The organism is Roseovarius sp., assembly GCF_965277045.1.
Classification (GTDB): Bacteria; Pseudomonadota; Alphaproteobacteria; order Rhodobacterales; family Rhodobacteraceae; genus Roseovarius.
The window spans coordinates 3,376,287-3,388,924 of sequence record NZ_OZ255712.1; the positions used below are offsets into that span (position 1 = coordinate 3,376,287).

Sequence of the window (12,638 nt, forward strand, 5' to 3'; positions counted from 1 at the left end):
GCCCAGAATATGATCAAATTATTCGGAGTCAATCGAATCACGCCAAACCGGCGGATTGCTCCAGTGAAACGCGGACCTGCTCCATTCCCTGAATCACATCCTCGCGGATGGCGCGGGCCGCGCCTTCGGCATCTCGGGCGTGCATGGCGTCCAGCATGTCCTTGTGCTTGTCCGGCAGGTTCTGGGTGCCCATCCGGCCGCAGACCACCCGCAGGGACGGGCCAAAGCGCAGCCACAATCCCTCGGCCAGGTCGGCCAGGATGGGGGCGTCGGCGATGGTGTAGATATGCGCGTGAAAGGCGTAATTCAGTTCCAGGTAGGCGCGCAGATCGCCACCGTCGATGGCGGCGTCCAGATCCCGGTCGAGCGCGGTCAGGTGGTCGAGGTCTTCCAGCCCCGCGCGCTCGGTCGCCCGTAAAGTAAGGTGCGGATCAAGCCATTGGCGGGCAAGGATAAGCTCGGAAATATTGTCGGCGGTCAGTGTGGGCACCACGACGCGGCGGTTGCCGCGGAACTCCAGCGCGCCCTCGGCGGTCAGGCGGCGGATCGCCTCGCGCACCGGGGTCATGCCCGCGCCCAGGCGGTCGGTCAGCCCCTGGATCGTGACCGCCTGCCCCGGCGCCAGGTCCCCGAACAGCACCAGCGCGCGCAGCTCGCGATAGATCAGCTCGTGCGCCGGAACACGGACCGCTTCCGCGCTGTCCGTGCCGATTTTCTGGGCGGGTTTGCTCATAGGGTATGCTTTCCGTCGCGGTGATCCTCGCAATCACCTTGCGAGTTTAGCGGCTGCATGAAAGCATTACCATATTGCCATGTCCGGTTTTGTTTGATCAAATCCGGGGCCAAGATGCGACAGGCATCGAACCAAGGGGAGATACTGAATGACACAGAAGTTTCTGACCATGACCGCCGTGCTGGCGCTGGGCGCGACAAGCGCCATGGCGCAGGAAGTGCGCGTCTACAACTGGTCCGATTATATCGACGAAGACCTGCTGGCCAAGTTCGAGGAAGAGACCGGGCTGGAGCTGGTCTATGACGTGTTCGACAGCAACGAAGTGCTGGAAACCAAGATGCTGGCCGGCGGCTCGGGCTATGACGTGGTGGTGCCGTCGGGCACCTTCCTGCAACGCCAGATCGCGGCGGGCGCGTTCCAGAAGCTGGACAAGTCGCAACTGCCGAACCTGGACAACATGTGGGATGTCATCGAGGAGCGGACGGCGAAATACGATCCCGGCAACGAATATGCCATCAACTACATGTGGGGCACGACCGGTATCGGCGTGAACACCGCGAAGGTGGCCGAGGTGCTGGGCGAGGACGCGCCCGTGGACTCGCTGTCGCTGATCTTCGACCCGGCGAACATGGAGAAGCTGCAAAGCTGCGGCGTGCATTTCCTGGATGCGCCGGTCGAGCTGATCCCCGCCGCGCTGCAATATATCGGCGAGGACCCCGACAGCCACGACCCGGACGTGATCGCCAAGACCGAAGAGGTGCTGATGGGCGTGCGGCCCTACGTGCAAAAATTCCACAGCTCGGAATACATCAACGCGCTGGCCAATGGCGACATCTGCGTGGCCTTCGGCTGGTCGGGTGACATCCTGCAGGCGCGCGACCGTGCGGCGGAGGCCGGCAACGGTGTCGAGATCGCCTATAACGCGCCCAGCGAGGGCGCGCTGATGTGGTTCGACATGATGGCGATTCCGGCCGATGCGCCGAACCCCGAGGGGGCGCACACGTTCCTGAACTTCATCATGGATGCCGAGAACATCGCGGCGGCCTCGAACTATGTCTACTATGCCAACGGCAACAAGGCCTCGCAGGAATTCCTGATCGAGGACGTGATCGACGATCCGGCGGTCTATCCGAACGAGGAGACGCTCGAGAACCTCTACACCACCACGCCCTATCCGGCGAAGGTGCAGCGGGTCGTGACCCGCATGTGGACCAAGATCAAGTCCGGCACCTGACGCAGGACATGACAGGACCCGCGCGGCGCACCCGCGCGGGTTCATTCCTTCAAGGGGACAGCAATGCCGGAATGCAAGTTCGCGCCGTGGGACGATCCGAATGAGAAACCGCTCATCCAGTTCAGGAATGTGACCAAACGGTTCGGGACGTTCACCGCCATCGACAACCAGTCGTTCGATATCTACGCAAAGGAATTCTTTGCGCTACTGGGCCCGTCGGGCTGTGGCAAGACGACGATGATGCGGATGCTGGCGGGGTTCGAGGCGCCGACCGAGGGCACGATCCTGCTGGGCGGGCGCGATATCGCGCCGATCCCGCCGAACAAGCGCGAGGTGAACATGATGTTCCAGTCCTACGCGCTGTTTCCGCACCTGTCGGTCTGGGAGAACATCGCCTTCGGCCTGAAGCGCGACAAGCTGCCCGCCGACAAGATCGCGGCGCGGGTGGACGAGATGCTGAAGCTGACGCGGCTGGAGAAATTCGCCAAGCGCAAGCCGCACCAGATTTCCGGCGGCCAGAGGCAGCGCGTGGCACTGGCGCGCAGCCTGGCCAAGGGGCCGAAACTGCTGCTTCTGGACGAACCGCTGGGGGCGCTCGACGCAAAGCTGCGGCAGGACACGCAGTTCGAGCTGATGGATATCCAGGAAAAGACCGGCACGACCTTCGTCATCGTCACCCACGACCAGGAAGAGGCGATGACCGTGGCCAGCCGCGTGGCGGTGATGGATGACGGGCGGATCGTGCAGATCGCCACGCCCGACGAGATTTACGAGGCGCCCAACACGGCCTACGTGGCGGATTTCATCGGCGACGTGACGCTGTTTTCCGGCACGGCGATGAACCGCGCGCCGGGGGCCAATCCGATGATGGCCGAGACGCCGGAATCCGAGGCCGAGGCGGCGCCGCAAGAGGCGGAAACACCTGAAACGGAGACTGTCGAGACGCCCGAGGCCGTAGCCGAAATCGGGGTCCCGGCAGAACCCGACGCGCCGGTCGCAGACAATCCCGCGCCGGAACCGGCCGAGGAAAGTGCAAAGCCTGCCAAGCCCGCGCCGGAGCCTGCGGAGGAAAGCGCAAAGCCTGCCACGCAGGCGCCGCAGGGACCGCAACCCAACCGGATGGGCCTGTGGCTGCATGACAAGGTCTGGGCCAGGGTGTTCGGCCCGCGCACCGACATCGTGCGCCAACTGCCGCCCCCGAGCCCCACCGCCGCGACGGTGGCAAAGGCAGAGACAAGGGCGGCGCACCCAGAGACTGTTCCGGCGGAAACCACGGAAATTCCCGACGGTGGCATCACCATCGACTGGGCCGAGGGTCAGCCGCCGCTGATCGCGCTCGACGGACCGGAAGTAGAGGACGGCCAGCACGTTCAACTGGCCCTGCGCCCCGAGAAGATCGGGATTTCCAAGACGAAACCCGATGCGGTCAACGCGCTGAAGGGCAAGGTGATCGACATCGCCTACCTGGGCAACCTGTCGACCTATCACGTCGAGCTGGAAAACGGCACGATGATCAAGGCGCAGCTGGCCAACACGCGGCGCATCTCGCGGCGGGACATCACCTGGGAAGACGAGGTCTGGGTCAGCTGGACCGGCACGGCGGGCGTGGTGCTGACGTCATGACCCGGCGTCTGATCCTCATTCTCGTGCCCTACCTGTGGCTGCTGGCGCTGTTCCTGGTGCCCTTCGCCATCGTGCTAAAGATCAGCCTGTCGGACATCGAGCTGTCGATCCCGCCCTACACGCCGCAGCTGGATCTTTCCGAAGGGTGGGAGGGGATCAAGGGGTTCTTCGCCGCGCTCGACTTCGAGAATTTCGTGTTCCTGGCCGAGGACGACCTGTACTGGAAGTCCTATCTTTCCTCGCTGCAGATCGCCTTTTTCTCGACCATCTTGACGCTTCTGGTGGGCTATCCCATCGCCTACGCCATGGCCCGCGCGCCGAACCACTGGCGGCCGACGCTGTTGATGCTGGTGATCCTGCCGTTCTGGACCAGCTTCCTGATCCGGGTCTATTCGTGGATGGGCATCCTGTCGACCGAAGGCTACCTGAACCAGCTTCTGCTGGGTCTGGGTCTGATTTCCGAGCCGCTGCTGATCCTCAATACCAATGTCGCCGTCTATATCGGGATCGTCTACACCTACCTGCCGTTCATGATTCTGCCGGTCTATTCGGCGTTGGAGCGGATGGATGACAGCCTGCTCGAAGCGGCCGAGGATCTGGGCTGTTCGCGGCTGACGGCCTTCTGGCTGGTGACGTTTCCGTTGTCGAAGAACGGCATCATCGCGGGCTGTTTCCTGGTGTTCATCCCGGTGGTGGGCGAGTTCGTGATTCCGTCGCTGCTGGGCGGATCGCAGACGCTCATGATCGGCAAGGTGCTGTTCGAGGAGTTCTTCAACAACCGCGACTGGCCGGTGGCGAGCGCGGTGGCCGTGATCCTGCTGTTGATCCTGATCATCCCGATCGTGCTGTTCCAGCGCAACGAGCAGAAACAGCGGGAGGCGGAAGGATGAGCGCGAGCAAAACTCTCCACAAGAGTTTTGCCGAAAGCTTGGAAAAAGCTTTTGGCGACCGGGCACGGAAGGGGGCGCGATGAGGCGGTTAACGTGGTTCAACACCACCTCCCTGACGCTGGGCTTTGCGTTCCTGTACCTGCCGATGATCATCCTCGTGATCTACAGCTTCAACGCGTCGAAACTCGTCACCGTCTGGGCCGGGTTTTCGACCCGGTGGTATGGCGAGCTGTTGCAGAACGAAGCGTTTCTCGATGCCGCGTGGGTGACGTTGCAGGTCGCCGTGGTCAGCTCGACCATCGCGACGGTTCTGGGCACGATGGCGGCCTATGTGCTGGTGCGCGCGGGGCGGTTCTGGGGGCGGACGCTGTTTTCGGGCATGATCTATGCGCCGCTGGTGATGCCCGAGGTGATCACCGGCCTGTCGCTGCTCTTGCTCTTCATCGGCGTCGGACTGGACCGCGGGGTGCTGACGATCATCCTGGCGCACACGACCTTTTCAATGTGCTTCGTGTCGGTCGTGGTGTCCTCGCGGCTGGTCAGCTTCGACAAGTCGCTGGAAGAGGCAGCGCTGGACCTGGGCTGTTCGGCGTTCTCGGCGTTTCGGCTGGTGACCCTGCCGATCATCGCGCCGGCGGTGATATCGGGCTGGCTGCTGGCCTTTACCCTGTCGCTGGATGACCTGGTGATCGCCAGCTTCACGGCGGGCCCGTCGGCCACGACCCTGCCGATCAAGATCTGGTCGTCGATCCGGCTGGGGGTCAGCCCCGAGATCAACGCCCTGTCGACGATCCTGATCGCGATTGTCGCGGTCGGCGTGATTTCCGCCTCGCTGATTTCCAAGCGCCAGTTGCTGCGCCAGGAGGCCGACGAGAAGGCCGCGGTCAGGGCCGAGGCATGACGATGCTCAAGCGGATCTGGGAAGAGGGCGCGTATGGCGCCGCGCCGGTGGCCGATTGCTGGTGGGCGGATACCGTGCCGCCGGGCGACTGGCCCGCGCTGGAGGGGGACACCACCACCGATGTCGCCATCATCGGCGCGGGGTTTACCGGGCTGAACGCCGCGCTGGGCCTGGCCGAGGCGGGCGTGGGCGTCACCGTGCTGGAAGCGCAGCACCCGTTCTGGGGCGCCTCGGGCCGCAATGGCGGGTTCTGTTGCCTGGGCGGTGCCAAGGCCAGCCATTCCGAGATAAAGGCGAAGTTCGGCGAGGCCGAGGCGCTCGGCTTTGCCCGGGCCGAAATGGCGGCGGTGGATCACGTGGGCGGGTTGATCGAGCGGCTGGGACTGGACGTGGACCGTCATTCGGAGGGCGAGACGCAGCTGGCCCATCGCCCCAAGGATTTCGAGGCGATGCGGGAGGATGCCGCGGCGACACGGGACCTTTATGGCGTGACGCCCACACTGACCCCGCGCGAGGAGCTGTCGCAGGCGGGGTTCCGAGGGCCGTTTCACGGCGCCTCCACCATGCCCATCGGGTTCGCTCTCAATCCGCGGAAATACGCGCTGGGGCTTTGCCGGGCGGCCGAGGCGGCGGGGGCCGTGGTGCATGGTCACAGCGCCGTCACGCGGATCGAGAGCCTGGCCGACGGGCACTATCGGCTGCACACCCACAAAGGCTCTGTTACAGCGGAAAAGTTCATTATCGCGACGAATGGCTACAGCTCGGACAACCTGCCGGACTGGATGGGCGCGCGGTATCTGCCGACGCAATCGAGCGTGATCGTCACCCGGCCGATGAGCGATGAGGAACTGGCCGCGCAGGGCTGGACCAGCCGGCAGATGTGTTACGACACGCGCCACCTTTTGCACTATTTCCGCCTGATGCCGGACAACCGGATGCTGATGGGGATGCGCGGGGGGCTGCGGCATTCGCCCGGCACCGAGGCGCAGATACGGGCGATGATCCGCGCCGATTTCGAAAAGATGTTTCCCGCCTGGGCGCATGTGGAGACCCCGCATTTCTGGTCGGGCTTCGTGTGCGTGACGCGCGATCTGGTGCCCTATGCCGGGCCGATCCCGGAAATGCCGGGCGGATTCGCGGCGTTCGGCTATCACGGCAACGGCGTGTCGATGGGCAGCTATGCGGGGCGGCTGTTGGCCGACCTCGTGCGGGGCGAAACACCCGACATGCCCTACCCGGCGCCACTACGGCACAGGCCGCGAAAGTTTCCGCTGGGGCGGTTCCGCCGCATGCTGATGCGACCCGCCTACCTGCATTACGCGTGGCTTGACCGCTAACCCTGCGGCGTTTTCAGCGCCTTGGCGCGCCCGCGTTGCAGGCCCAGCTGACGTTCGCGGACGATGATGATGATCCCGGCCAGCACGATCAGCGCGGCCCCGATCAGCATCTGCCCGGTCGGCACCTCGTCGAAGATGAAATACCCGATGGCGATGGCGAACAGCATCGAGGCATAGTCGAAGGGCGCGATGACGCTGGCATCGGCAAAGCGGTAGGCCGAGGTCAGGAAGATCTGCGCGAGCCCGCCGATCAGACCGGCGAGAACCAGGTAAACAGTCTCTGTTGCGCCCGGAATCACCCATCCGAAGGGCAGGGTCAGCAGCGACAGCAGCGTCGAGGTCAGCGAGAAGTAGAACACGATCGCACTGGTCTGTTCGGTCTGCACCAGCTTGCGGATGTAGATCTGCGCCAGCGCCGCGCAGACCGCGCCCAACAACACCAGCACCGCGCCCACGGCCTGCGCGGTTTCCACCGTCGGCCCGCCCAGCGTGGTCAGGCGCGGGGCCAGCACCACCAGCACGCCCACGAGGCCCAACGCCACGGCGCCGAGGCGGAAGATGCCGACCTTTTCGTCCAGGAACATCGCCGCGAAGACCACCACCAGAAGCGGCGCGGCATAGCCCAGCGCCGTGACCTCGGGCAGGGGCAACAGGCCCAGACCGGCGAACATCAGGCCCATGGCCGTGGTGCCCACGAACCCGCGCCAGAAATGGCCCAGGCGGGATTTCACCCGTAGGCCGATCGACATTTCGCCCCGGATCGCCAGCCAGGCCAGGATCACCGGAATGGCAAAGAACGAGCGGAAGAAAACCGCCTGTCCGGGCGGAACAGTGTCTGATGCGGCCTTGATCAGGGCCGACATGACGATGAACAGCGTCACCGCGACAAGCTTGAGCAGAATGCCCGTGAGAGGTTTCATGGAGCGTCTCCGTCCCCCTGACGTGACGGAAAGCGACGGCAAAATCAATCGCCGTCCGCGCAAGGCCGGTATGATCGAAGTGATCCGGGCTGGGCCGCGGCGCGTACCGCCCTATAGTTACGGAGTATGATCATGCGCTTTCTTCTTGGCTTTCTGGCCACGGTTTTCGCCCTTCCCGCGCTTGCGCTGGACCTGCAATCCACCTTCACCAATATCGACGGCGGCACGCACCGATTGTCGGACTGGCAGGGACAGCCGGTCCTCGTGGTGAACACCGCGTCGATGTGCGGGTTCACCGGGCAATATTCGGATCTGCAGGCGCTTTACGACACATATCGCGAGCGCGGGCTGGTCGTTCTGGCGGTGCCGTCGGACGATTTCAACCAGGAGCTGGCAAGCGAGGACGAGGTCAAGGATTTCTGCGAAGTGAACTATGACCTGACCCTGCCGATGACCGGCATCACGAACGTGCGCGGCCGCGATGCGCACCCGTTCTATCGCTCGGTGGCGCAGGAGGCCGGGTTCACGCCGCGCTGGAATTTCAACAAGATCCTGCTGAGCCCCGAGGGCAAGGTCGTGGGCAACTACGGCTCGCCCGTCAAACCGATGTCGTCCACGATCACCGGCGAGATCGAGAAGCTGCTGGCCCGGACGGGCGGCTGACGGGGGTGGTTGCGTCCGCCTCCTTGCTGGGGGCGATGCTGTAGAGCTTGCGATAGGCACGCGAGAAATGCGTCGGGCTGGTAAAACCGCAGAGCACGCTGATCTCGGTGATGCTCATCTCGGTCTGGCGCAGCAGGTTTCGAGCCTTTTCCAGCCGGATTTCGAGGTAATAGCGGCTGGGCGAAGTGTTGAGGAAGGCCATGAAGAGCCGTTCCAGCTGGCGCACGGACACGCCAATCAGCGTGGCCAGCTCGCTGAGTTTCAGCGGATCCTCGATATTGCCGCGCATGATCTCGATCGCCTGGGTCAAACGGCGGTTGCCGCGTCCGACGCGGGCGGGCAGGGACAGGCGCTGTGACTGGCTGTGGTCGCGCGGAGCGGTATAGACCATCTGTTCGGCCACGTATTCCACCAGTTTTGGCCCGTAATCCTCGCCGATGAGGTGCAGCATGAGGTCCATCGAGGATGCGCCGCCGGCGCAGGAGAACACGCGGCCGTCGACGGAATAGATCGTGTCCTGCACGGTGACCTGCGGCAAGGCCTCGGTCAGGGCATCGACGTATTCCCAGTGGGTGCTGACCCGGCGCCCCGCGATCAGGCCCGCCAGCGCGAGCGTGTAGGCGCCGCTGGACAGGGAGCCGAAGGTGATACCCTTGCGCGTCTCGCGCCGCAGCCAGGCCAGCACGTCCCTGGTGCTGCCGGCGGCGGCGGCGTGGCCGGCACAGACCACCAGCGTGTCCTCGCGGCGCAACTCTTCCAGCGCGCCATCCACGGTGACGGTCACGCCGTTCCAGGCCCGGGCTGGCGCGCCATCGGCACTGAGCAGGCGCCATTCATAAAATGTGCGATTGCTGGAATGCCGGTTGGCGAGGCTGAGGGATTCCAGCGCACAGGTGAAGCCCAGCATCGAAAAGCCGGGGATCAGCAGGAAGACATAGCGTTTCGGCGGCTGGTCGGTGTCGCGCATCAAGAGATCTTTGGCTGTGGGTCACGCACGGCCCGTCGACGGGACGCGTGGGCGGTACCAATCACCCGGACCGGCCCTGCCTGTCGCGCGGGTTTTCGGCAGAAACAGGTCCGCAGGCGACACGATTTGATCCAATCCGCCACATCTCTGTGACGGGCCGGATCACGCGCGCCAAGCCCTCAGGACACACCCCAATCCATCACCACCTTGCCGGAATTGCCCGAGATCATCGCGGCGAAGCCGTCCTCGAAGTCGTCGATGCCGATCCGGTGCGTGATGAGGCCGGAGACGTCCAGCCCGGACTGCACCAGAGCGATCATCTTGTACCAGGTCTCGTACATCTCGCGGCCGTAGATGCCCTTGATGTGCAGCATCTTGAAAATGACGGTGTTCCAGTCGACCGGAAACTCGGTGGGGGCGATGCCCAGCAGGGCAACCTTGCCGCCGTTGTTCATGCGCGCGATCATCTGCTGCATGGCCGCCGACGCGCCGGACATCTCCAGCCCCACGTCGAAGCCTTCGGTCATGCCGATTTGATCCATCACGTCGCGCAGCTGTTCGCGGCTGGTATCGACCACGTGCTGCACGCCCATCTTTTGGGCGAGGTTCAGGCGATAGGGGTTGATGTCGGTGATCACCGTTTTGCGCGCGCCGACCTTATGCGCCACGAGCGCGCCCATGATGCCGATGGGCCCGGCGCCGGTGACCAGCACATCCTCGCCCACCAGGTCGAAGGACAGGGCGGTGTGCACGGCGTTGCCGAACGGGTCGAAAATGGCGGCGATCTCGTCGGGGATATCCTCGGGGATCGGGACGACGTTGGATTCGGGGATGCAAAGATACTCGGCAAAGGAGCCCGGGCGGTTGACGCCCACGCCCTTGGTGTTGCGGCACAGGTGCCCGCGCCCGGCGCGGCAGTTCCGGCAGGCGCCGCAGACGATATGCCCCTCGCCGCTGACCCGCTGGCCGATCCGGTATTTCATTGCGGCACGGCCCATATCGACGATCTCGCCGACGAATTCGTGACCGACGACCATCGGAACGGGCACGGTCTTGGCGCTGAATTCGTCCCATTTCCAGATATGCACGTCCGTGCCGCAAATGGCCGATTTCTTCACCTTGATCAGCACGTCGCTCGGCCCCGGTTCGGGGACCGGGACGTGCTCCATCCACAGGCCCGGTTCGGGCTTGGCCTTTACAAGGGCTTTCATCTGGTTCTGCATGTTCTAGTCCCACAAATCGGTGCTGAGGTATTTGAGGCCGCTGTCGCACATCACGATGGCGATTGTCCCGCCCTGTTCGATGCCGCCCAGCAGCTGGATCGCACCGGCCAGGTTGGCCCCGGCGGAGTAGCCGGCAAAGATGCCTTCGGTGCGGGCCAGAAGGCGGGCCGCCTCGGCGGCGTCGCGGCCCGAAACAGTGACTGTTCCGGCCAGATCGGCGGATTTCAGATGCGTGAGGTCCGGCATGGAGTAGCCGCCGCCCTGGATCGGGTGATCGGGTTTGTCGGGGGCGATTCCGTAGCAGCGCACGCCCTTCGGGCCAAGATAGGCCGTCACGCCGCCCAGCGTGCCGCCCGAGCCGATGAAGTCGCAGAATGCGGTGACCGTGCCGCCCGACTGCGCCCAGATCTCGGGGCCGGTGCCCATCTCGTGCGACAGGGGATTGCCCGCCCGCTCGAACTGGTCGGCGCGGTAGGCGCCCCGCTCTGCCGTGATCTCCTGCGCGGCGGCATCGACCAGCGCGAGGTCCGCGCCGGAGACCTCGCCCTTGCGGCTGCCTTGGGCCTGCGGGACGAGGATCACCTCGGCCCCCAGCGCCCGCATCATCCGGGCGCGCTCCTCGGAATTTCCTTCGCTCATCACCGCGACGAACGGATGGCCCAGCACGCCGCAGACAATGGCCAGCCCCGTGCCCATGTTGCCCGAGGTCAATTCCACCACGGTCTGGCCCGGTGCGAGGTCGCCCGTGGCGCGCGCGCCTTCGATGATCGCCCGCGCCGCGCGGTCCTTCTTGGAAAAGCCGGGCATCAGGTAATCGAGCTTGGCGAGGATGCGGCCATTGAGGTGCAATGCGTCTCTGATACGGCTCAACTCGACCAAGGGCGTGTCGCCCATGGCCTCGATGACAGAGGGCAGCACGGTCACGCGATGACCTCCAGCTCGCGACCCACGGCCTCGAACGCGTCGATGGCGCGGTCCAGCATGGGCCGGGTCAGGGCGGCGCTCATCTGAGTGCGGATGCGGTCCTGTTCGCGCGGCACGACCGGAAAGCTGAAGGCTGTGACATAGACGCCTCGGTCGTTCAGCCGTTTGGCCATTTCCTGCGCCAGCTTGGGGTCGCGCAGCATGACGGGGATGATCGCATGCTGCCCGGGCAGCAACTCGAACCCCAGCTTGCCCATCCGCTCACGGAAATAGGCGGCGTTGTCCCACAGCCGACCGCGCAATTCGTCGCCTCGTTCCTCCAGCAGGTCGAAGACGCGCAGGGAGGCGGCGGCGATCACCGGCGCGAGGGTGTTGGAAAACAGGTAAGGCCGAGAGCGCTGCCGCAGCCAGTCGACCACCGGCGCGCTGGCCGCGGTATAGCCGCCCGAGGCGCCGCCCATCGCCTTGCCCAAAGTGCCAGTCAGGATGTCGACGCGGCCCATGACCCCGCAATGTTCATGACTGCCGCGCCCGGTGTCGCCCAGGAAGCCGGTGGCGTGGCAATCGTCGACCATGACCATCGCGTCATACCGCTCGGCCAGGTCGCAGATCCGGTCCAGCCTGGCGATATAGCCGTCCATGCTGAACACGCCGTCGGTGGCAATCAGGCGATGGCGCGCGCCTTCAGCCTCTTTCAGGCAGCGTTCCAGATCGGCCATGTCGCTGTTGGCATAGCGATAGCGCTGCGCCTTGCACAGGCGCACGCCGTCGATGATGCTGGCATGGTTCAGGGCGTCGGAAATGATGGCGTCCTCGGGGCCCAGAATCGTCTCGAACAAACCGGCATTCGCGTCAAACGCGGCGGCGTAAAGGATGCTGTCCTCTGTCCCGAGGAACCCCGCGATCCGCGCTTCCAGCGCCTTGTGCTCTTCCTGCGTGCCGCAGATGAACCGCACGCTGGCCATGCCGAACCCGTAGCGGTCGAGCGCGTCATGCGCGGCGGCAATGACCTCCGGATCGTCGGCAAGCCCGAGGTAATTATTGGCACAAAGGTTCACCACTTCGTGCCCGCCGTCTAGCGTCACCTCGCCGGCCTGCATCGAGGTTATGACCCGCTCGGTCTTGTAAAGCCCGTCGTCGCGCAGCCCTTCGAGGCGCCCGGCTATGTCCGCATCAAATTTCTCGGCCGCCCACATGGTGCGCTCCCCCCGCTTTCTTCGTTC

General features: G+C 64.7%; 12 protein-coding genes. 6 read left to right on the forward strand and 6 right to left on the reverse strand.

The window, feature by feature from the left end; translation table 11 throughout:
• Positions 1-37: 37 nt before the first annotated feature.
• Positions 38-733, reverse strand: a complete 696-nt coding sequence (locus tag ACQY4V_RS16865) for a GntR family transcriptional regulator (protein ID WP_428513651.1) — start codon at positions 731-733, stop codon at positions 38-40.
• Between the two features lie 148 nt (positions 734-881).
• Between ACQY4V_RS16865 and ACQY4V_RS16870 the strand changes: the two genes are divergently transcribed.
• The 5 genes from ACQY4V_RS16870 to ACQY4V_RS16890 all read left to right on the forward strand — a co-directional run bounded on the left by ACQY4V_RS16870 (position 882) and on the right by ACQY4V_RS16890 (position 6,718).
• Positions 882-1,967, forward strand: coding sequence for a polyamine ABC transporter substrate-binding protein (locus ACQY4V_RS16870; protein WP_428513653.1), 1,086 nt, complete (start codon positions 882-884; stop codon positions 1,965-1,967).
• 63 nt (positions 1,968-2,030) lie between these two features.
• Complete coding sequence (locus tag ACQY4V_RS16875; RefSeq protein ID WP_428513655.1) at positions 2,031-3,590, forward strand: ATP-binding cassette domain-containing protein; 1,560 nt, start codon at positions 2,031-2,033, stop codon at positions 3,588-3,590.
• A complete protein-coding gene (locus ACQY4V_RS16880) occupies positions 3,587-4,480 on the forward strand; it encodes an ABC transporter permease subunit (RefSeq protein ID WP_428513657.1) in 894 nt (297 codons plus the stop codon). Before ACQY4V_RS16875 ends, ACQY4V_RS16880 begins: the two co-directional genes overlap by 4 nt.
• Positions 4,481-4,559: 79 nt before the next feature.
• Entirely contained in the window at positions 4,560-5,381 is an 822-nt protein-coding gene (locus ACQY4V_RS16885) for an ABC transporter permease (RefSeq protein ID WP_428513659.1), read from the forward strand.
• Positions 5,378-6,718 (forward strand): NAD(P)/FAD-dependent oxidoreductase, encoded by a 1,341-nt coding sequence (locus tag ACQY4V_RS16890; protein WP_428513661.1) that lies wholly within the window; start codon positions 5,378-5,380, stop codon positions 6,716-6,718. The genes ACQY4V_RS16885 and ACQY4V_RS16890 overlap by 4 nt, the downstream gene beginning before the upstream one ends.
• Here the strand turns inward: ACQY4V_RS16890 and ACQY4V_RS16895 are convergent.
• Complete coding sequence (locus tag ACQY4V_RS16895; RefSeq protein WP_428513663.1) at positions 6,715-7,638, reverse strand: DMT family transporter; 924 nt, start codon at positions 7,636-7,638, stop codon at positions 6,715-6,717. The two genes, ACQY4V_RS16890 and ACQY4V_RS16895, sit on opposite strands and share 4 nt — an antisense overlap.
• Positions 7,639-7,770: 132 nt before the next feature.
• Between ACQY4V_RS16895 and ACQY4V_RS16900 the strand changes: the two genes are divergently transcribed.
• The gene (locus ACQY4V_RS16900; protein ID WP_428513665.1) at positions 7,771-8,301 is read left to right on the forward strand and encodes a glutathione peroxidase; all 531 of its coding nucleotides are present in this window, start codon (positions 7,771-7,773) and stop codon (positions 8,299-8,301) included.
• Here the strand turns inward: ACQY4V_RS16900 and ACQY4V_RS16905 are convergent.
• The 4 genes from ACQY4V_RS16905 to ACQY4V_RS16920 all read right to left on the reverse strand — a co-directional run bounded on the left by ACQY4V_RS16905 (position 8,258) and on the right by ACQY4V_RS16920 (position 12,611).
• Complete coding sequence (locus tag ACQY4V_RS16905) at positions 8,258-9,268, reverse strand: GlxA family transcriptional regulator (RefSeq protein WP_428513667.1); 1,011 nt, start codon at positions 9,266-9,268, stop codon at positions 8,258-8,260. The genes ACQY4V_RS16900 and ACQY4V_RS16905 overlap by 44 nt on opposite strands.
• Positions 9,269-9,447: 179 nt before the next feature.
• On the reverse strand, positions 9,448-10,479 hold the full coding sequence (tdh, locus tag ACQY4V_RS16910; protein ID WP_428513669.1) for an L-threonine 3-dehydrogenase: 1,032 nt from the start codon (positions 10,477-10,479) through the stop codon (positions 9,448-9,450).
• A 15-nt stretch (positions 10,480-10,494) separates the two neighbouring features.
• A complete protein-coding gene (locus tag ACQY4V_RS16915) occupies positions 10,495-11,415 on the reverse strand; it encodes a PLP-dependent cysteine synthase family protein (RefSeq protein WP_428513671.1) in 921 nt (306 codons plus the stop codon).
• Entirely contained in the window at positions 11,412-12,611 is a 1,200-nt protein-coding gene (locus ACQY4V_RS16920; protein ID WP_428513673.1) for a glycine C-acetyltransferase, read from the reverse strand. The genes ACQY4V_RS16915 and ACQY4V_RS16920 overlap by 4 nt, the downstream gene beginning before the upstream one ends.
• Positions 12,612-12,638: the final 27 nt, after the last annotated feature.

Excerpts from the sequence above, each read along its gene's own strand:
- ACQY4V_RS16865 (WP_428513651.1), bottom strand. The coding sequence starts at position 733 with ATGAGCAAACCCGCCCAGAAAATCGGCACGGACAGCGCGGAAGCGGTC.
- ACQY4V_RS16870 (WP_428513653.1), top strand. The coding sequence starts at position 882 with ATGACACAGAAGTTTCTGACCATGACCGCCGTGCTGGCGCTGGGCGCG.
- ACQY4V_RS16875 (WP_428513655.1), top strand. The coding sequence starts at position 2,031 with ATGCCGGAATGCAAGTTCGCGCCGTGGGACGATCCGAATGAGAAACCG.
- ACQY4V_RS16880 (WP_428513657.1), top strand. The coding sequence starts at position 3,587 with ATGACCCGGCGTCTGATCCTCATTCTCGTGCCCTACCTGTGGCTGCTG.
- ACQY4V_RS16885 (WP_428513659.1), top strand. The coding sequence starts at position 4,560 with ATGAGGCGGTTAACGTGGTTCAACACCACCTCCCTGACGCTGGGCTTT.
- ACQY4V_RS16890 (WP_428513661.1), top strand. The coding sequence starts at position 5,378 with ATGACGATGCTCAAGCGGATCTGGGAAGAGGGCGCGTATGGCGCCGCG.
- ACQY4V_RS16895 (WP_428513663.1), bottom strand. The coding sequence starts at position 7,638 with ATGAAACCTCTCACGGGCATTCTGCTCAAGCTTGTCGCGGTGACGCTG.
- ACQY4V_RS16900 (WP_428513665.1), top strand. The coding sequence starts at position 7,771 with ATGCGCTTTCTTCTTGGCTTTCTGGCCACGGTTTTCGCCCTTCCCGCG.
- ACQY4V_RS16905 (WP_428513667.1), bottom strand. The coding sequence starts at position 9,268 with ATGCGCGACACCGACCAGCCGCCGAAACGCTATGTCTTCCTGCTGATC.
- tdh (WP_428513669.1), bottom strand. The coding sequence starts at position 10,479 with ATGAAAGCCCTTGTAAAGGCCAAGCCCGAACCGGGCCTGTGGATGGAG.
- ACQY4V_RS16920 (WP_428513673.1), bottom strand. The coding sequence starts at position 12,611 with ATGTGGGCGGCCGAGAAATTTGATGCGGACATAGCCGGGCGCCTCGAA.